Source organism: Mycobacterium gordonae, from assembly GCF_017086405.1.
GTDB lineage: Bacteria > Actinomycetota > Actinomycetes > Mycobacteriales > Mycobacteriaceae > Mycobacterium > Mycobacterium gordonae_D.
Genome location: NZ_CP070973.1, coordinates 3,055,769 through 3,073,878, shown reverse-complemented (window position 1 = coordinate 3,073,878; position 18,110 = coordinate 3,055,769). Strand labels below are relative to the sequence as shown.

General features: G+C 62.5%; 15 protein-coding genes and 1 pseudogene. 6 read left to right on the top strand and 10 right to left on the bottom strand.

The window, feature by feature from the left end:
* Positions 1-102: 102 nt before the first annotated feature.
* Positions 103-603: a GtrA family protein gene (locus tag JX552_RS13215; protein ID WP_205877819.1), complete on the bottom strand. Its 501-nt coding sequence runs from the start codon at positions 601-603 to the stop codon at positions 103-105.
* Between the two features lie 67 nt (positions 604-670).
* A complete protein-coding gene (locus tag JX552_RS32300) occupies positions 671-1,459 on the bottom strand; it encodes a class I SAM-dependent methyltransferase (RefSeq protein ID WP_241011026.1) in 789 nt (262 codons plus the stop codon).
* A 512-nt stretch (positions 1,460-1,971) separates the two neighbouring features.
* Here JX552_RS32300 and JX552_RS13205 point away from each other — a divergent pair.
* The gene (locus JX552_RS13205; RefSeq protein ID WP_205877818.1) at positions 1,972-2,859 is read left to right on the top strand and encodes a glycosyltransferase family 2 protein; all 888 of its coding nucleotides are present in this window, start codon (positions 1,972-1,974) and stop codon (positions 2,857-2,859) included.
* Positions 2,860-2,935: 76 nt separating this feature from the next.
* Here the strand turns inward: JX552_RS13205 and JX552_RS13200 are convergent, their stop codons facing one another.
* A complete protein-coding gene (locus JX552_RS13200; protein ID WP_205877817.1) occupies positions 2,936-3,826 on the bottom strand; it encodes an NAD-dependent epimerase/dehydratase family protein in 891 nt (296 codons plus the stop codon).
* 543 nt (positions 3,827-4,369) lie between these two features.
* Between JX552_RS13200 and rfbF the strand changes: the two genes are divergently transcribed.
* From rfbF to JX552_RS13185, 3 genes are read left to right on the top strand one after another with little or no spacing between them, the layout of a single operon-like run.
* On the top strand, positions 4,370-5,143 hold the full coding sequence (rfbF, locus tag JX552_RS13195; RefSeq protein ID WP_205878412.1) for a glucose-1-phosphate cytidylyltransferase: 774 nt from the start codon (positions 4,370-4,372) through the stop codon (positions 5,141-5,143).
* Positions 5,144-5,186: 43 nt separating this feature from the next.
* Complete coding sequence (locus tag JX552_RS13190) at positions 5,187-5,738, top strand: dTDP-4-dehydrorhamnose 3,5-epimerase family protein (protein WP_205877816.1); 552 nt, start codon at positions 5,187-5,189, stop codon at positions 5,736-5,738.
* Positions 5,735-6,958 carry a class I SAM-dependent methyltransferase gene (locus tag JX552_RS13185; protein WP_205877815.1) on the top strand — a complete coding sequence of 408 codons (1,224 nt, stop codon included), beginning with the start codon at positions 5,735-5,737 and terminating at the stop codon, positions 6,956-6,958. Before JX552_RS13190 ends, JX552_RS13185 begins: the two co-directional genes overlap by 4 nt.
* Before the next feature lie 40 nt (positions 6,959-6,998).
* Here the strand turns inward: JX552_RS13185 and JX552_RS13180 are convergent, their stop codons facing one another.
* The 6 genes from JX552_RS13180 to JX552_RS13155 form a co-directional block, all read right to left on the bottom strand.
* Positions 6,999-8,057, bottom strand: a complete 1,059-nt coding sequence (locus JX552_RS13180; protein ID WP_205877814.1) for a class I SAM-dependent methyltransferase — start codon at positions 8,055-8,057, stop codon at positions 6,999-7,001.
* Positions 8,054-8,887: an NAD-dependent epimerase/dehydratase family protein gene (locus tag JX552_RS13175; protein ID WP_205877813.1), complete on the bottom strand. Its 834-nt coding sequence runs from the start codon at positions 8,885-8,887 to the stop codon at positions 8,054-8,056. Before JX552_RS13175 ends, JX552_RS13180 begins: the two co-directional genes overlap by 4 nt.
* A gap of 58 nt (positions 8,888-8,945) precedes the next feature.
* The gene (locus tag JX552_RS13170) at positions 8,946-9,920 is read right to left on the bottom strand and encodes a glycosyltransferase (RefSeq protein ID WP_241011024.1); all 975 of its coding nucleotides are present in this window, start codon (positions 9,918-9,920) and stop codon (positions 8,946-8,948) included.
* Between the two features lie 1,026 nt (positions 9,921-10,946).
* Positions 10,947-12,431 carry a glycosyltransferase gene (locus JX552_RS13165; RefSeq protein ID WP_205877811.1) on the bottom strand — a complete coding sequence of 495 codons (1,485 nt, stop codon included), beginning with the start codon at positions 12,429-12,431 and terminating at the stop codon, positions 10,947-10,949.
* 29 nt (positions 12,432-12,460) lie between these two features.
* Positions 12,461-13,480 (bottom strand): NAD-dependent epimerase/dehydratase family protein, encoded by a 1,020-nt coding sequence (locus JX552_RS13160; RefSeq protein WP_205877810.1) that lies wholly within the window; start codon positions 13,478-13,480, stop codon positions 12,461-12,463.
* Complete coding sequence (locus tag JX552_RS13155) at positions 13,477-14,736, bottom strand: nucleotide sugar dehydrogenase (RefSeq protein ID WP_205877809.1); 1,260 nt, start codon at positions 14,734-14,736, stop codon at positions 13,477-13,479. The genes JX552_RS13160 and JX552_RS13155 overlap by 4 nt, the downstream gene beginning before the upstream one ends.
* A gap of 190 nt (positions 14,737-14,926) precedes the next feature.
* Between JX552_RS13155 and rfbG the strand changes: the two genes are divergently transcribed.
* Positions 14,927-15,994 (top strand): CDP-glucose 4,6-dehydratase, encoded by a 1,068-nt coding sequence (gene rfbG / locus JX552_RS13150; protein ID WP_241011023.1) that lies wholly within the window; start codon positions 14,927-14,929, stop codon positions 15,992-15,994.
* Between the two features lie 25 nt (positions 15,995-16,019).
* Here the strand turns inward: rfbG and JX552_RS13145 are convergent, their stop codons facing one another.
* Entirely contained in the window at positions 16,020-17,639 is a 1,620-nt protein-coding gene (locus JX552_RS13145; RefSeq protein ID WP_205877808.1) for a hypothetical protein, read from the bottom strand.
* Between the two features lie 230 nt (positions 17,640-17,869).
* Here JX552_RS13145 and JX552_RS32295 point away from each other — a divergent pair.
* Positions 17,870-18,075, top strand: a pseudogene (locus JX552_RS32295) (dodecin family protein); the annotation flags it as partial.
* Positions 18,076-18,110: the final 35 nt, after the last annotated feature.

Sequence of the window (18,110 nt, the reverse complement as noted above, 5' to 3'; positions counted from 1 at the left end):
GTGCTCCCCCGTCCTCACTCAGGCTTCGGCTGGTAACTGTGTGCTGGCAGTCCGGCCGCCCGGGAGTTTAGCCGACGCCGGTGGCCGGAGCCGCTGCGATGACTATTTGCGCGAACCCTCGTCGGTCTTGTTGTGCGCGTCGGCAGCGCTGCGCCGGAAGGAGAAGTAGCGGTGGCCGAAGTAGTTAAGCACCAGAATCGGCACGAACAACAGTGCCTGCGCCAGAACGCGTTGCACGCCGAACTCAACCAGCACCGGAAGGGATACGGCGTTGAGGCCGAACGTGGTGAGGTAGACGCTCTCGAAGCGCACGAGGTCACGCAGCACGTGGCCCCGGACGCGGAACACCAGCCGGCGATGCATGACGAAGGCGAAGAGCACGCTCAGCACGTGCGAGATACCTACCGTCACCAGCGACCCGGCGACGGTGCCGTAGCGGCGGTCTACGAGGTCGCCCACCGTCACCGAGCAGGCGACGAAGATCCCGAACCCCACGACAGTGTTGATGCCGCCGACCACAAGGAACGCCACCCGTTGGTCATGGATGAGCCGCATCAGCGGCCCTGGGGGCGCCGATTCGGGCGGCAGGTCGAATTCACTCATGCTCGGCCCTCGCATGCGGCGATTGCCCGCTTCACCGAAAGCGATGCTCGACCAGTCGCATGGGCGGTCACCCGGTGACGCGCCCCGCGAACACGATCTCGGCCCCTGTCCCGTCGTCTGAACCGGCGTACACCTCCGGCTCGAACCCGGCCTCGCGCACGTATTCGACGATGTCGCGGCCGAACTCAGTGAACGCGAGCAAGTCGACACCCACCGGGATGAACTTGTAGGCCCCGCTGCCCCTGCCGTGGTAAAGGGCCGGCAAAAGGTGCACGATCTGGCCGTCGTCACCTATGCGCGCCCGCACTTCCGTCGTCTCGTGCGTCCAGACAACCGGCACAGTGAAGATGTGGCGGCCTCCGGGCCGCAGAACACGCCGCGTCTCTGACAGCGCGGCCCGAAAGTCCGGGACGTGCTCCAGGGTGTCAGAAGACAGGATGATGTCGAATGCAGCGTCTGGATAGGTGAAGCGGGACATGTCCTCGTTACGGACGCCGTCGATGAGCTCGCCCAGGCGCTCAGGCCCTCGGTAGTCCGAAAACATCAATTTCGGCAGCTGCCGCAGCAAGTTGTGCAGCGATCCCAGCGAACCGATGGTGTTCACTTCGGCGACGTCGAGCTTGCGGAACTCCGGATTCTCGACGAGTTCGGCGAACGACTTGCACCCAGGCGGGCCGTAGAGGTCGACGAGGACTTGGGCGATCCGCCTTACTCTGAGGTTGCTGCAGCACTCCCGGCAAAACAGACTTTCGCGCCGCGCGTTCGCCCGGGACACATTCTGATCGGCCCAGTAGGCGTGCATCTCGTCGGGCAGGGTCCACGAATTAAAGGCGAAGGTGGTGTCGGTGCCGCACACCACGCAACGGCCCGCCTCGTCAGCGCGCCGGTCGCGTAGCGGCCGAAGATTCAGCAGCACCGGGCGGCCTACCCGAGCCTTCACCGCTGCCGTCACGCTCACTGGCCTGTCGCTCCCGTCGGAGAGACCGCTGTCGATCCCGCCTTCTGATAAGCAGACGCAGCGCTGAGAGTGGTCATGACTCGCTTTCCGTTCACAAATGGCGTGCGGGGGTAGACACATCGTTGCAGATGTCTCGCTTGCCCACCTGCGATATGCCGGGGCGATATGGCAGAAGCCTAGCGCCGCGATAAGTTGGGAACTAAGTTACTGCCATAACTCTGGCCCCACCGCCGGCGCTGCCGGAGGAGGCGGCTCCCAGGCGAGGAGGATCTGCTGCCCACGTTCGTTTGGCTGCCGAAGCTCAGCGTCGTGGACGTGACCGGAGCCGACCGCCTGTTCGCTGCCGGCAGCCGTCCGGTCCACCTCGGTCGCATCGGACGCTGCGTGGACAACTCGCAGGAGGCAAACTCGTGACGCCGAAAGTATCGGTCGTCGTGCCGGTCTATAACGGCGTCAAGTTCATCGATCAGACGATGCAGTCGATCTTGGCGCAGACGTTCACCGACTTCGAGCTTCTGGTTTCCGAGCGATACTCGACGGACGGCACCTGGGAGGCGCTGCAGCGCTACACCGCTGACCCCCGAGTCCGGTTGACCCGGCTGGCCGAGAGCGGGCCGGCCATCGTCAACTTCAATCATGTGACCGACATGGCCACCGGCGAGTTCGTCAAGGCAGTTTGCGCAGACGACGTGCTCTACCCCGACAACCTCGAGGTGCTGGTGGCGGAACTGACCGCGCACCCGTCGGCGTTGCTTGCCGTGAGCTCCAGGGATGTCATCGACGCCTCGGGAAGGATGGTGTTGCGTAACCGCGGGCTGGCCGGACTGCGAGGCGAGGTCAACGGTGTCGACGCCATCCGGCGTAGCGTCCTCGCCGGTACGAACATTTTCGGCGAGCCGCCAACGGCTTTGTTCCGTCGCGAGGCCCTGGTCGCCGTGGGAGGTTGGGATCGTCGCTTCCCCTCGCTCTTCGATCTGGCGACCTACTGCGAGGTGCTTCTTCAGGGGAAGGGCAATCTCATCGCGGTACCCCGGCCCCTCTGGGCATTTCGACTCAACGAGTTCCAGGAGACGGTACGTACCTACATGCACTCCCAGACTCAGTCGGTGATCGACTTCTTCAACGAATTGGCCGCTGAGCGCCCGGGACTGCTGGACCGGCGGCATCTGATGATCGGTGCCGCCCGCGCCCGCTCCACCGCCCTGGGACGGCAAGCGGTATACCGCTGGCTCGGTCTGCGAACGCGACTCGGCGGCACTACGGCCGGCGCACACCGGTCTGCCGGCGATACGGACTGAAAACCTTGCGGCGCAGAGTTTTCGCAAGTCCGACTGGTAGAGCCGCCTCGGGTGCGGAGCACGCACAAGGGGGTCGTCAGCGGTTGGACATCGCTTGCTGCCGCAGGACATCGTCGTAAACCCGCTTTACCGTGACCGGGAATGGTGTGATGGCCACGTCCCCGAAGTCGTCCGGGAAGTTTGTGCAGAGCCGCAGATCGCGAACGTGATACCGAGAGGACGGGCTGGTACCGAGCGCGATGCGGACCGAGCGGTGGGCGACCTGCTGCACTGTTCTCACTACCGTGCAGACGGACACGGGCCGTTGGGAAGAAATGTTGCGCACCAACGGCTTTTGAGGCTGCTCACTGATCGATCTCCGGACCAGAGTGCGCACCATCGCGGCGGCATCGTCGACGTACAGGTAATCGCGGAGAGTCTCCATCGGGACGAAAATGTTCAGGGATCGTCTCAGCACCGACGCTCGGCACAGCTGGCTGACGAGACCTTGCTGTTTCGCCAGGTTCTGTCCGGGTCCGACGAGGTTCGAGAAGCGTCCGATGACGACCGGCACGCGGCCTTCCAATGCGGCCCGGACCATTTCCTCCTGTGCGAGTTTCGTTTCACCGTAGGGACTCAGCGGCCGCGGTGCGGTCGACTCACTGAAGGGTGGATGCGAGGAGCCGGCGTAGATGCCTCCCGCCGAGGACGAGAGGAACAGAGCACCTCGCCCGCTTGGGTGCGACTCTCGCAACCTGGTGACGAAATGAGACAGCACACGCGTCTCAGCAGCGAGCTTCTCCGCCGTGGACCCGATGACACCGCTGCCCGCGGCCCAGATGATTGCCCACTCACGCTCGCGCGCGCCGCGGATGAATCGGTCGAGGTCGGATTCGAGAACTGCCACAGCCGCACCGTGATCCGCCCATGGAACGGGTAGCCCGGCAAAACTCGGGCCGAGCGACTTCGACATGGCGCTGCCGAGCAACCCACCGCGGCCTACTACCCAGTTATGCACCCTGCATGCCTCCGAGCAGTCGGCCGCTGCACCGAGATCGCGCTTCTGCACGGCTCAATTCAGCGTCACTAAGCACGAAATGCCTCCGCAGACTCGTTACCCGAGACGCAACTGTACCGACCAACGGCAGGCGGAACCCGGAAAGATATGCACGTCGACCGATCCTGAGCTCGGTGTGCCGGCAGGGCAGGCTTGTCTCGCGTACCGGCCGTCTGCACAGTCGAGTCGGTGTACGCTCTCCGCGTGTCCCTCCTTCTTGGGGTCCGGTGTTCGGGCAGCGAATGTGCAGGCATTGGCGCAGAAGCGACTTGGAGTGTGCGGACGCAACAGATCTAACCGACGGGGGTCGTTCTTTCTGATTCGCCATCTTGAGGAAAGAGTATTCAAAAATCTTGGGGATAGTTAAAACTTTATGACTACCATTTCAACGGGTAACCGGAGTTGTGCCCGAGAATCGACCCAGTGGCCGCGATATTGGTCGAGTCGCTGTCGCCTGATGAACAAGTGAGTCCCATGAAAGCCGTAATTCTGGCCGGTGGCCTCGGCACCCGCCTCAGCGAGGAAACGACGATCCGACCCAAACCGATGGTCGAGATCGGCGGGCGGCCGATCCTCTGGCACATCATGAAGCTTTACTCGCATCACGGTATTCGCGATTTTGTCGTTTGCTGCGGATATAAGGGTTACGTCATCAAAGAGTATTTCGCCAACTATTTCCTGCACATGTCGGACGTGACTTTCGACATGTCCGACAACAGGATGGAAGTGCATCGGCGCCATGCGGAGCCGTGGCGAGTGACACTGGTGGATACTGGCGACGAAACGTTAACGGGCGGGCGTCTCAAGCGCGTATCGAACTACATCGAGGACGATGAGGCTTTTTGCTTCACCTATGGCGATGGACTCAGCGATGTGAACATAGGTGCGAGCGTCGAGTTCCACCGTCAGCACGGGCGCCACGCCACCGTCACGGCGGTCCTTCCGCCAGGCCGCTACGGAGCCATCGAGTGTTCAGGTGACAAGGTGACGCGCTTTGTCGAAAAGCCACGTGGCGACGGCGGCCTCATCAACGGCGGTTTCTTCGTGCTGTCCCCTGCAGTGCTCGATTACATCGAGGGTGACCACATCGCGTGGGAGGGGGCACCCCTGGCTCGCCTCGCGTCTGACGGCGAAATGATGGCATTCGAGCATTCTGGGTTCTGGCAACCCATGGACACGCTCCGAGACAAGATCATGCTCGAAGAATTGTGGAGCACCGGTCAAGCGCCATGGAAATGCTGGCATTGAACACTTTCGCTACCGGAATGTCAGCCGCGGGTCGAGCGACAACATGAAAATCCTCGACACTCCCCTGGCAGATCTGCAGATCGTGCAGTCTGTGCCCCACCGTGATGCCCGCGGCGCTTTTATGCGTCTGTTCTGCGCGGACGAACTGCAGTCTGTGCTGGGTGACCGCCATATCGTGCAGATCAACCATTCCCGGACCAGCCACGTGGGAGCCGTCCGTGGCATGCATTTCCAATATCCGCCACACGCGGAGATGAAGATGGTGCGTTGCCTTCGGGGCCGCGTGTGGGATGTCGCCGTGGACGTGAGAGCCGAGTCCGCCACTTTCTTGAAGTGGCACGCCCAGGAATTGGTACAAGACGACGCACAGATGATGGTCATCCCGGAGGGCTTTGCGCACGGATTCCAGGCGCTGGAGCCCGACAGCGAATTGCTCTACCTGCACACGGCCTTCTACCAGCCGACTTCAGAGCGAGGTCTGCTGCACGATGACCCGCGGCTCGCGATCACCTGGCCCTTGCCTCCGCAGGATGTTTCACCCCGTGACCGATCCCATTCGCGAATTGATGCCGACTTCACCGGAGTCCTGTTATGAAGTGCCGACACTGCAGTACGCCGCTGGAGCACAGGTTCGTGGACCTGGGTTATGCGCCCCCGTCCAACGCCTACCTGCAAGCTCAGGACTTGTCTGCCCCGGAGGTGCATTACCCGCTGCGCGTGAACGTGTGTCACCAATGCTGGTTGGTGCAGACGGAGGATTACGCCCGCGCCGAAGAACTGTTCAGCGCCGAATACGCGTATTTTTCCAGCACCTCCAGCAGTTGGCTGCACCACGCGGCCGGCTACGCGCGCATGATCACCGAACGGCTACGGCTTGGCCGCGAAAGCTTTGTCATTGAGGTGGCGTCCAACGACGGCTACCTTTTGAAGAACTTCGTCGCAGCGGACATCCCCTGCCTCGGGATCGAGCCGACGGAAAGCACGGCGGCCGCCGCCGAGGCGCTGGGAGTCCCGGTTCGGCGAGAATTCTTCGGCGAGGCGCTCGGGCGTCGACTGGCAGATGAAGGGCGAGGCGCAGATCTGATCCTGGGCAACAACGTCTACGCGCACGTGCCTGACATCAACGATTTCACCCTGGGACTGACCGCCGCGCTCAAACCGGAAGGTACTGTCACACTGGAATTTCCACATCTGGTGCCGCTGATCGACCGGACACAGTTCGACACCATCTACCACGAACATTTCTCGTACCTGTCGCTCACAACTGTGGTACGCATCTTTGCCCAGGCCGGTTTACGGGTGTATGACGTGGAAGAGTTGCCGACCCACGGCGGCAGCCTGCGAGTGTATGGATGTCACGCCGCAGCGGCGGTCGATGCTACCGAACGTGTCGAGTCGTTGCTCGCGCGTGAAGACAAGTTCGGGGTGACGCGCCTCGAGACGTACACCGAGTTCCAGCAGCGTGCGGACCGCGTGAAAGACGATCTTGTGGCGTTCCTGATAGAACAGAAGCGCTGCGGCCGGCGCGTAGCGGCCTACGGCGCCGCCGCTAAAGGCAATACGCTCCTTAACTACGCAGGGGTCAGGCCCGACCTGTTGCCGTATGTCTGTGATGCTGCGGTATCCAAGCAGGGCAAATTCATGCCCGGCAGCCACATACCCATCCGCTCGCCTGCAGCGTTACGTGACAATCCCCCGGACTTTGTGCTGATACTGCCGTGGAACATCGCTACCGAGGTGCGAAACGAGTTGGCGGACCTCGCCGATGGCGGAATACGTTTCGTCACCGCCGTGCCGGAATTACGCGTCGGGTGAATTCGCACACCCGTTGAAAGCCACCTGGCCGGTGGTCAACTCAGTTGCGCTCCAACGTAATCAAGTTGAACTGACCTTGCGTCATCTTGCGGATCTCGTCGAGGTAATTCGAGTTCATCACACAGATGTCCGAGCCTGGCGCGAGTGCCGCCATCCCCTCGTCCGGGGACATCACACGAAGTCCGGTGGCCGGCACGAACTTGCTGCATTTCGCCGGATTGATGTCGATGAGGAAGTCGACCGGATTGCCGCTGCGTTCGCGCAGCAGCGAATAGATCACGCCCTTCGACGCCGCACCCCACACGGCGCTTGATGCGCCTGACCGGTCAGCCGGCGCGGCATTTGCCACCTCCAGAAAATCGTCCGGAAAATCCACCCGATCCTCCGGGCCGGCGGCGGGGGGCTTCAGAGTGGCGAGATCGGCAACAACATACAGGTATTGGCCACCGAACAAGTGGCCGCCTTCCACCACTCGACCGAACATCCTGGAAAAATCTTCCAGCCGAAAGTAGTTGACGTGCTCGTAGAAAATGTCGAACCATGCTCTGGCACGCAAGATCCAGTCGAGGCACGGTACCTCGATGTAGATCAGGCCGCCGCCGTTCGCGTCCCTCAGACCTTCGAGAAAATCGACGGGGTTCTGCACATGTTCCAGGACGTGACGCAGGATAAGCCCTCTACCCGAAACCGTTACGCCAGCATCGAAGTAGTGGCGTTGCACAGCGGGATTCTCGCCCTCATAGGTGGGGTCGAAGCCCGTGATCGAGCGACCCCGTGACTGGAGCAGTTCGAGGAAATACGCCTTCCCGCAACCAACCTCGACCAGTCCCTCGGTACCCAGAGTGCGCTCGACAATGGCGGCCACTTGCTCCAGATGACTCTGGAACAGCGGACTGTGCGCCTGCTCGTTCTGGTAGGCGGCGTCATAGTTCATCAACTCCGGCCGGAAGGCCGCGTTGTAGACGAGGCCGGTAGTACTGTTCTGCACCAGGTTGATATCACCCCTGGGACAGGCCCGCGCCTCATCCGCTGAGTCGTACATCCGGTTCTGGAAAATCGGAAAATCCGACTGCTCGTACAATTCTCTCATCACACTCATCGCGTCTCCATCCCGACGCCCACGACCCGCGGTGGGTCAACCAAGTTGTCAGGTCTTGCTCCAAATCGCAACAGTTCACGCAGACCGTACTCGTCGGCAATCCGTTCGGCCAACTGCCGGACCGTGATGCCTTCGCCGGAACAAATGTTCACCGCGCCCTCCACTTCACCCAGCGCGACATCGGCGATCATCCCGGCGGCGTCCTGCACGTCCGAGAAATCACGAATCTGATCGCCACGAGTGAGCAGCACTTCCTTCCCCGCTTCCAGTTGGGTCCGGATATACGGCACCAGTCGCCGCTCGTCTTCTCCTTCGCCGTACAGGTAGAAGACGCGGCACCACGCGAAGCCCACCCCCTCGGCGGCAAAAAGGTTGCGCAGCACCTGGTAGGCCGAAGCCTTGCAGGCGGCATACAAAGTATCCGGCGCCAACGGCGTGTCTGTCGTCAGGAGGCCAGCGGAAAGGTCGTATTCCATGCAGGTACCGATACCGACGAATCGCTTGCCCCCAACCGCCATGAATGCCTGGGCCAGGTTGAGCGTGCCGGTGAGGCACGCCATGTTCAGTGGCGACGTCAGGTACTTGCCCGGCTCCGCATACCAGGCTGCATGCACGACGGTCTCGGAGCCGTCGAGCAGTTCCTTTAACCGACCGCTCGACTCTGCGAACAAGTCAGGTGTCTGCACAATCTCCAAAGCCGCGCCGGGCGGCACATCCTCTAAACGGGATGGGTCGCGGACAAGCACCCGCACCGCGCAGCCCCGTTGAAGGAGGTGACGCAGTATCTGTCTACCGACGAATCCCGTAGCGCCCGTCAACGTCACTGTCATCGGGCTACAGCTCGAATTCGTCCGGTGCAGGGGCGAGCCGTGATCGAGGTGCGCATCCTCAGTCCGCGGAGCTATCGAAGACGTCGGCCGGATCGCGCACGATCACGTACACGGGTTTGCCCATCGCCATCGTGGCTGCGGCGGCGATGTACTCGGCGATGATTCCGAGCGCGAACAAGACGGCTCCCCCGACGACGAGTGTCGCCACAAACACCGACGTCCACCCCTGCACGGTGATGTCACCGACCATCTTCTGAATCACGCTGTATATGGCGACGCCAAAACCCAAGAGGGCAAACAAGATTCCCATCATGGACACAAAACGAAGGGGCCGGGTACCCGACGAGATGACAAGGCGCCAGAAATGGGACACCAGGCGCCGAAAGTTGTACGCGCTTGCCGGTCGCCCCTCTTGGCGCATCGGCACCGAACAGGTCGAGGGATTGGTGACAACCCAGGAAAGAGCGACGTCGAGGAATACCCCGGCACCGGTGTAGGCCGCGACACTTCGTCCGGCCTCCCCAAGGATCAGCCGGTAGCTGTTGAACGCTTTCGGCCCGTCAGAGGGTACGAGGACGCGCACGAACAACCATTTGGTGAGCCAAGAGGCGACATTGCGAAAAAGTCCGTGTGGTGGTTGATTCGACGGCGAGGCATAGACCAGTTGCGTGCGATCGCGGTAGGCCGTGTCGAGCAGCTCGCCGATGTATGACGGATCATGCTGTCCGTCCTCATCCATCGTGACGATCCAGTCCCCACCCGAAGATGTCATACCGGCGAGAGTCGCTGGATGCTGTCCGAAGTTGCGGGACAACCAGACCGGATGGACCCATTCGTCGCGCGCCGCCAGCTGCCGTACAACTTCCTGACTACCTCCGATACCGCGGTCCCAGACGAGAAGGACCTCGTCGACCCGGAACCTACGACCGGCAGGGGTTTCTTGGGTGGAACGCAGCTGTTCGAGCTCCTTGACCACGTCAGGCAAGGTCACGGCACCGTTGTAGACAGGAATCACAACGCTGACCGAGTCCACACGGCCTGATTGACCGCCACCAGCCACGCGATGCCTCCCCATACATACGGATCCGTCAAGTAACAGTAGCGATGCACAACCTAGCAAGTGAGGTTATTCGGCGATGCTGCTGCCGGAGCCCGCGGAGTTACGACTGACCGAGCTCTCGTTAAGTCGGTCACCCGCGCTCCGCGCGCGTTGGCCCCAGTCTTTGCGCAGATCTGGCTCCGAAAAACAACGCGACCCCAAGCGCTAGGAAGGAGCGTCCGGAGGCCAGAGTCGCCTCCATCGCGATATCCGTCTCGTCGGCGGGCACCCCTGGAAGAAGCATGCGGTCGCGCAACCGGCGACCGTTGCGACAGCCATCACGGCGAACACCCAGAACAGCGGCCACGCCCCGCTCACGGACCGACTTCAGTGGTGCGCGCTCTGTCCGAGTGTGCGAACGCCGTCACCAGAGTCACGGGATAGACGAGCAGCACGACATCGAGTTAGCACGGCGATCCGGTTTCCGTCCGTTGCAACCAGCACGAGTTGGAAGGTGGCCCAACCCGAAATTCTTAGAAGCAGCCCTGCGTGATCGGAGACATCGGGCCGCTCGGCCAGAAGGTGCCGACTGTACACGACAATTCGGATAGCTCCCGCGACCGTCAGAGCGGCGAAGATGCCGAGTCCCAGAACGAAAGTCCATGGGGTGGACTTCGCTTCGGTGTTGCGGGCGCCGCAGAGCGCCATCGCTGCCGCGATCGACGCCATGACGACAAGTGCAGCGACTTCGCCGGCCGGACCGCTTCCTCGCGTTCGTTGCCAGTTGCAGCGCCACGAACAATCGGACGGCGGGCACGGTCGCCAAGACCCGTGGCCAAGCTGAAATGGCCGAAGACCGCGGCAACCACGCCACCGAGCCAGCGCGGCGAGAACGGCGACGCGGTCGGTACAGTCGACTGCGGCGAGCAGGCCGTTTCGCTTCGTCGGCGCATCGGCTGCTACGTCCGTCGATGAGATCTCGTCACGCATCCGCTTCGCACGCATCGACTGAAGCCTCCCTCAGCCGAATCCTCTAAGAGGAAGCGCCTTTCGCTGCCGGTACCGCTGCATGACATTCAGCACCCCCAGCCCGGCCGCCCCGCTGCCCACCCACCGCAGCGCGGGACGCCGCATCGCAAGCCCGTACCACCGCAAGTACGCCGGCACCCATCCGACCAGGTCGAACTTGCTCTCCCCAGCAGTTCGGTCCTCCCAGCTGCTGGGCACCTCATCGACTCGGTACCCCAGCAGATGCGCCTTGGTGGTGAGTTCCAAACCCACCTCGAATCCACGCACGCTTTCCACCGCGACCTCGCTGAGGAACCGACGGCTGTACCCGCGGAAATTGGTCGTGGCATCGTGGGTCGGCAGCCTGCCGACGTAGTGCAGACTCAGACCGGCCGTGCGCGACATCATCGTCTTCAACCGCGGCCCACCCGTCTGCGAACCTCCGGGCATGTAGCGCGAGCCGCTGACGACATCTGCACCCTCGTCGCGAATCTTGGCCGCCATCAACGGAATCACCGACGGCGGATCGGAAAGATCGGCCATGCTGCTGACGATGACATCGCCACGGGCTGCGGCGAAACCCGCGATCAGCGCGTTGGCCACGCCCTTGCCCAGGGAGTTGCGCACCAGCCGGACCGTCGGAGGGCGGTCGGGCATCGCGGCAAGCGCCGGCAGCGTCGTGTCCTCGTCGAAGTCGTAGCAGATCAGCATTTCGTGCGGGGTGTCCGCCAGGGTTTCCGCGAGCCGCCTGACGCAGACCTGGATGTTCGCGCCCTCGTTGTAGACCGGGATCACGACGCTGATCAGCCGCTCGTTGGCGGTCGGCTCGGGCGGCTTGCGGGCTCGAATCACGAATTGCTTGCCGAACACCGGCCAGGCCCACTTGGACCGCAGATACATCTGGACCAGGATGGGCGCCTTGGGCAACCGCGAATACGTCGAATAGGGCAGGAACTGCTGGTGAGTCTCGATGACCTCAAAGTCGTTGATCCGCAACAGTTCTGTCAGAGAGCGATCGCTGATCGGTACCGAGTGATCCCAGAAGTCCCAGTAGGCGCCGGCGAGAAACCTGATGTTGGGGCCCAGGGCAATGAAGTGCCCACCCGGCCGCAGTATCCGCCGAACTTCGGCGATGGTGCGCTCGACGTCGGTCTTGCTCGGCAGGTGCTCGAGCATGTTGCTGCTGAAGACGACGTCAACCGACCCATCGTCGAGGAAGTCGAGTTGGTCTGCGCGGGCTTCATGGAACTCGATGTCCGGATCGACCATCCGTGCGCTGTCCGGATTCAGGTCGACGCCGATTCGCCGCGCGGCTTTCAGCTGATTCAGAAACTCACCGTAACCGCACCCCAGGTCGACGACGGTGTCGCTGCGCCTGATCCAGGCCTGGAAGAAGTCGCGGACCAGCACGTTCCAGATCTCCGAACGTGCCTCGAGATCATGGCCGAATCGGTTGCGGTACAACTGCTGTAGGTCGGTTTCCCCCGCGCCGCGCATGTCGTCCTCCGGGTCCGCTTGACGGCGCGTCAGATCGTTCCCGCTTCGACGGCTTTCACAACCCAGGGGATGACCTCATCGAGCATGGCATCGAGGGTGGTCGTTGCGGAGTACCCCAACACTTCCGATGCCTTCTGCACATCTGGTGAGCGCAGCTGGACGTCGTGCTCGAACGGCGGATCACTCTCGTAACGAAAGGGTGTGTCAGGACGCATCTTGCGCCAGATCACCTCGGCCAGTTCGACTACCGTCGTCGCCTCGGGGGTGGAGAGGTTGAAGTCGCCGTTGAGGGCGGCGGGGTGCTCCATACAGGTGCGGATGCCCCGCGCCAGATCTCCGCCGTAGGTGTAGTGCCTGACTTGGGTGCCGTCGCCGAGTATGTGCAACGGGTCCTGGCCCTTCGCCACCTTCTGAATAAGATCCGGGACGACGTGGCTCATCGCGAGTTTGACGTTTCCGCTGGGAATTTCACGTCCCCCGAGAGCGCGCTGCTCGCCCGTGCCCACACAGTTGAAGGGACGGATGATGGTGTACGGCAGACCGTACTGCTCGTAGGCGCCGTGCGCGAAATACTCGCACGCCAACTTCTGAAATCCGTAAGTGCTGGTGGGTGGCGGGCATTCGGTGATGTGCTTCTCCGGGGTTGGAAAGACGGTGGCGTTCTCGAACACCATCGACGAACTGATCACGTTGACCTTCTTCAGCCAGCCCTTCTGGTAGGCGTAGATTGCCGCATCGAAGTGCGCGGCGGCGATGCGTTCGTTCTCGGCTAGCAGGTCGTAGGCGTATTCGTGGAAGTAGGTGATGCCGCCGATGCGTGCCGCGCTGGCGACCATCTGGTCGCAACCCTCCACCAGTCGGAACATCAGGTCGACGTCTTTGACGTCGCCTTCGACGAACTGGTAATTCGGATGATTGTCATAACTTTTCGCGACGGGACCGTATTTGGAGTAGTTGTCGATGCCGACGACTTCGTGACCCGCCCGCAGCAACTCGTCGACGACGTAACCATTGATGAAACCCGCACTGCCCGTCACGAATACCCTCACCGGGCTGCAGCTCCCATCCCCAAAGTCGCCAATTCGGCTCCATTCGAAGCATTGTCGTCAGCGTCGCTGAGGTCGAGGCAACCCCAGACGTCCTCCACGATCGTTCCCTCGGGCACCCGCAGTCCCCGGTACTCCGAGTGTGGAACTCCGACGACGATGACGTCGGCTCGATCGATCAGGGTGTCCAGCGGCAGGTAGTCCGGTCCGTCCAGGAACGGGTCGTGGCGGATCACCTCTTTGGCTTCCAGCATCAGCAGATGCCGCAGCTTGAAGCTCAGCGAGTCGCGCGTGTCGTCGCAGTCTGCCTTGAACGTCATGCCCAGGATGCCAACGGTCTTGTCCCGCAGATCGACCCGGCGCTTGAGCATGTTGACGATGAACTGCGGCTGACCCTCGTTGATCAGCATGGCCGAATGGCCCAGCATGAAGTTGTTGTTGCTGAACGCGGCGAGCTGCATCGTGTCTTTCAACAGGCATGGGCCGGCGGCCAATCCGGCTCGAGGCAGGCTGTCGACCCGACCGTTCTTGTACGTTGCGGCATGGTGGACACGGTTGTAGTCCAGCCCGGCCTCGCGGCTGAGCAGATAGAATTGGTTGGCAACGGCGAACTGGATGTAGCGGTAGCTGTTGCAGAACAACTTGGCCAGTTCGGCTTCCTGCGGCCCTACTTCGATGATCTCACTGGTGATTCCGGAGAAAAGCTCGCGGACCACCCGAAGACCCTCGTCGTCGAACCCGCTGATGATCTGGGGAATGAGGCGCAGTTCGCGGATCGAGTGTCCCTGTGCAATGCGCTCCGGGCAGAACGTGACGTGCACGCCGATACCGCGCTCCTGGAATAGGTCGTGCACGCGCTGGGTGAGTCCCGGGTAGACGGTGCTCCGCAGCACCAGAGTCTGCTCGTCGTGGAAGTACGGGCTGATCTCGTTGATGATCCGAAAGAAGGTGTGGGCCTGCGGCGTAAGGAACTCGTCGACCGGCGTACCGACGACGCAGATGACGATGTCGGCGTTGCGGACGATCCAGGAATCGGTGCTCGCTGAGAGACGCCCGGTCGGCAGTAGCCGTTTGAGCAACTCCTCGGCGCCATTCTCGATAAAGGGCATCCTGCCGGCCATGATCGTTTTCAGTGCCAGGGCGTTCGTATCCAGGATGTCGACCGTGTAGCCCTCGTCCGCCAACACCAGCGCCAACGGCAATCCGACGTGTCCCGCGCCGCCCACAATGCAGATGCGCTTGTTGTGCTGATACGCCACGCGAATCGCCCCTCCCTCAATTCATCTGATCACGTCTCAAGCGGACGCGATCAGACGGTCACCGGCAGTCAAGGTGAATGTGCTGGATCGAGCCTACGAAATTTCTTCCCTGATGATGCGGCGTTTCGGGCTCATACCGCAGGTATGCGTGGTGTGGCGTTTCGATCCGAAGCGCATGCGGTAGGTTGCGATGCTGCCGTCTAATGTGCTGATCACCAGCGCAGCCCTCACAGGAGAACTCGTGCATTACCTCGTTACCGGGCACACCGGCTTCAAAGGCCCGTGGCTCTCGTTGCTCCTGTTGGGCCGCGGGCACCAGGTGTCGGGCCTCGCGTTGGATCCTCCCTCCGGGAGCCTCTTCGATCGGGCCGCGTTGGGCGGCCACCTCGTCAACGACTACCGGGTCGACATCCGCGACGCCGAAGCGACGATGTCGGCCATTCAGGCTGCCGCCCCAGACGTCGTAATCCATCTGGCCGCCCAGTCGTTGGTCCGTGAGTCCTACCGGGAACCTCGTTTCACCTACGAGACGAACGCGATGGGCACCATGAACGTGCTGGAGGCCGTCGGGGCCACCCCGTCGGTGCGTGCGCACCTCGTGATCACCACCGACAAGGTGTACCGCAATGTCGATCGGGAGGCGGGTTATGTCGAGACCGATCCACTCGGTGGCGACGACCCCTACAGCGCGTCCAAGGCGATGGCCGATCTGCTGACACAGTCGTGGATCCGCAGTTTCCCGGGCTGCCCCACCGCGATCGCCCGCGGCGGCAACGTCATCGGTGGCGGCGACGTCAGCCACGAGCGGCTGATGCCGGACCTGGTGCGCGCCTACGCGACCGGCCAGGCGCCTCTGCTGCGGTTCCCGCATGCCGTGCGGCCCTGGCAGCACGTGCTCGACTGCCTCAACGGCTACCTCACGATCACTGACGCACTGTTGGACGGTTCGGGCTCGGGGCAGTGGAACATCGGGCCCGGCCGGGACAGCTTCGTCGAAGTCGGTCAAGTAGCGACCTACGCCGCGGAACTGTGGGGCGGCGGCGCGCACTGGGAACGCCAACCCGGCGAGCACCCCCACGAGGCGAACCTGCTGGCCCTTGATGCCACCAAGGCACAGACCGAACTCGGCTGGCAGAACCGACTCGGCTTCCGCGACGCCGTGGGCTGGACGATCGACTGGGAACGACGCGCCCATGGCGGCGCCGACCCAATGATGTTGACCCAGAAGCAAATTGAGGACTTCGAGAAGCTCGACTGATCGCGCAATGTCGCGGACGAAAAGTTCAACCGCTCGACTCACGCCGGCCGCGCGGGTTATCCGCCGTTCCGAGAGCGAAGAACACGCCCGTTCCCAACGCCAGCAGCGCGGGACCGACCGCGGATATGGAGTGCACAGCGGTCGCCGTCGCATTGGCGAATCTTCCCTTGAGTAACATACGGTTTCGCGCGTTGGTGTTGTCAGCGTCCGCGGGCCGCAGTTCCGGTGGCAGGATAGCCTGGATATCCGGATCCCGCAGGACTCGACCCTGCCGCTGAGGATCGGGAAACACGAGAGCTACGCCATGGCTGGGGGTACCCCGCTCTGCAAGGCGGTTGACGTCTCCGGTCGCCAGGTAGGCCCGGACATCGGCGACCTGTTGATCTGTCGCTTTGGCCCAGTAGCTGGACGCCAACACCGACAGATAGCCCGCGACTGCAATGACTGTCACGACGGCGAACACCCATGCCGAGGGAGCGGGCAACGCCCGCTGCCTGGATCTCGCCGCATGCGCTCGACCGGCAATCGTGATCACCGCCACGAACGCCAGCGGATACGGGAGCAGCACGACGTCCATATAGCGCGGCGCGATGACGGTCCCGCGTCCGTATGCGAGCAACACCAGCTGAATGACGACCCAACCAAAAATGCCCGCAATCAACCACACCGGGTCGGTGATGCTCGCACCTTGCCTTATCTTCTGCCGACACAACAGGACAAGCGGCACCGCTGCCGCGAGGATCAGACCGGTGAACATCCCCAGTCCTTCCAGGAACGTCCACAAGTTGGATTTGGGTCGCGCACCCTGAGCGCCCCAGACGACTAAGACGACCGCAACCAATCCAAGTACTCCTACGGCAGCGAGTTCGCGGCCGCAACGCCTCCTCGCGCGGGTGATCAGCTGCACGCCCACCACGATCACGGCGGCAATGATCGCTGCTAACCCTAGGGCGAAGGAGAAATAACTAAGCGTCGCAGCAGCCAATCCGCCGAACCAACGCGGCGAAAATGGTCGCGCTTGCGCGAACGCGACCAGCGTCGCGAGCCCAAACAGTAACGACAGGTAGACCTGAGACTGAAATCCCCACAGCGTGTTCTCGAAGTCGAGGGGCAACGCGAACAGCAACGCGATGAAACACGCCGTCAGCACCCGGTGGCGCGGCGCAACCAGTGGCAGCAACAACGCCGCCAGCCAGGTGACCAGCACGGCGAGCGCGATCGCGCCGATGATCATCTCCAGGCGCGTGTTCCACTCCCCCGCCAGTTCGAGATGGACCAAGGCAAGCAGGCGAGTAAAGACGATGCGATGCTCGTTATGTGGAGCGAAAAGATCCGTGACATTCAGAACACCTTTCAAGTACCGCGAATACAGTCCCGATGCCTCCGCATCCCACTGATCAAGGATCGGCACGCCGGAAGCGAATGATGAGATGATGGTGAGGCGGAAACCTAAGACGGTGCAGGCGATCGCCGTCAAGAGCGCTTTGGTGCCCGAGCCCGCCGTCGAGACGGTCGGTGGGATGCCTGCCGACGCCGACACAACCATGTCTTCGTCCACGCACTCGGCCGGCGGATCCCCGCGTCGGCCCTCGGCCACATTTTCTGCCGGAAACCCAACGTCCCTGTGCATTTCTGTCCCCGTCATCCAAGTAACTCCGGCGCAAGCCAGTCGCTGCGCACCTGCTCCGTATCGGTGGTCTAGAGGGTTTTACCCGCTTCTCCGCTCGTCCCACGCACAATCGTGCGTTTGGTGGCCACGGACCGCAACAAGCCTTGGTGCCCCGATGTCCGTCGGCGCGGACCTGAGCGGCGCGCCTCGGCCACCACGGTCATCACCTCGATAAGAGTTCATACCACCGAAGCGATGTGGAGCCGTTGAGCAACCACACCTACCGTGTGATCGAGATCGTGGGAATTTTCCCCGACGGGGCCGATGCGACCCCGCAAAGCGGACTGGCGTGCGCCAAGCAGACGATGCGCGCGACTGGTTCGAGGTGCAATCCGTTCGCGGCCGCCTGGCGGACGGCGCCGTCGCGCAGTACCAGACGACCATCAAAGGTGTTTCCCGCATACAGGATTCGTCGTTGGCGCGGCATCTCACACGCGTACCGTCCAG

What these genes read in the sequence shown, in the direction of transcription:
- rfbF (WP_205878412.1), top strand. Translation starts at nt 4,370, where the DNA reads ATGAAAGCCGTAATTCTGGCCGGTGGCCTCGGCACCCGCCTCAGCGAG.
- JX552_RS13175 (WP_205877813.1), bottom strand. Translation starts at nt 8,887, where the DNA reads ATGACAGTGACGTTGACGGGCGCTACGGGATTCGTCGGTAGACAGATA.
- JX552_RS13185 (WP_205877815.1), top strand. Translation starts at nt 5,735, where the DNA reads ATGAAGTGCCGACACTGCAGTACGCCGCTGGAGCACAGGTTCGTGGAC.
- rfbG (WP_241011023.1), top strand. Translation starts at nt 14,927, where the DNA reads ATGCTGCCGTCTAATGTGCTGATCACCAGCGCAGCCCTCACAGGAGAA.
- JX552_RS13145 (WP_205877808.1), bottom strand. Translation starts at nt 17,639, where the DNA reads ATGACGGGGACAGAAATGCACAGGGACGTTGGGTTTCCGGCAGAAAAT.
- JX552_RS13215 (WP_205877819.1), bottom strand. Translation starts at nt 603, where the DNA reads ATGAGTGAATTCGACCTGCCGCCCGAATCGGCGCCCCCAGGGCCGCTG.
- JX552_RS13190 (WP_205877816.1), top strand. Translation starts at nt 5,187, where the DNA reads ATGAAAATCCTCGACACTCCCCTGGCAGATCTGCAGATCGTGCAGTCT.
- JX552_RS13165 (WP_205877811.1), bottom strand. Translation starts at nt 12,431, where the DNA reads ATGCGCGGCGCGGGGGAAACCGACCTACAGCAGTTGTACCGCAACCGA.
- JX552_RS13180 (WP_205877814.1), bottom strand. Translation starts at nt 8,057, where the DNA reads ATGAGTGTGATGAGAGAATTGTACGAGCAGTCGGATTTTCCGATTTTC.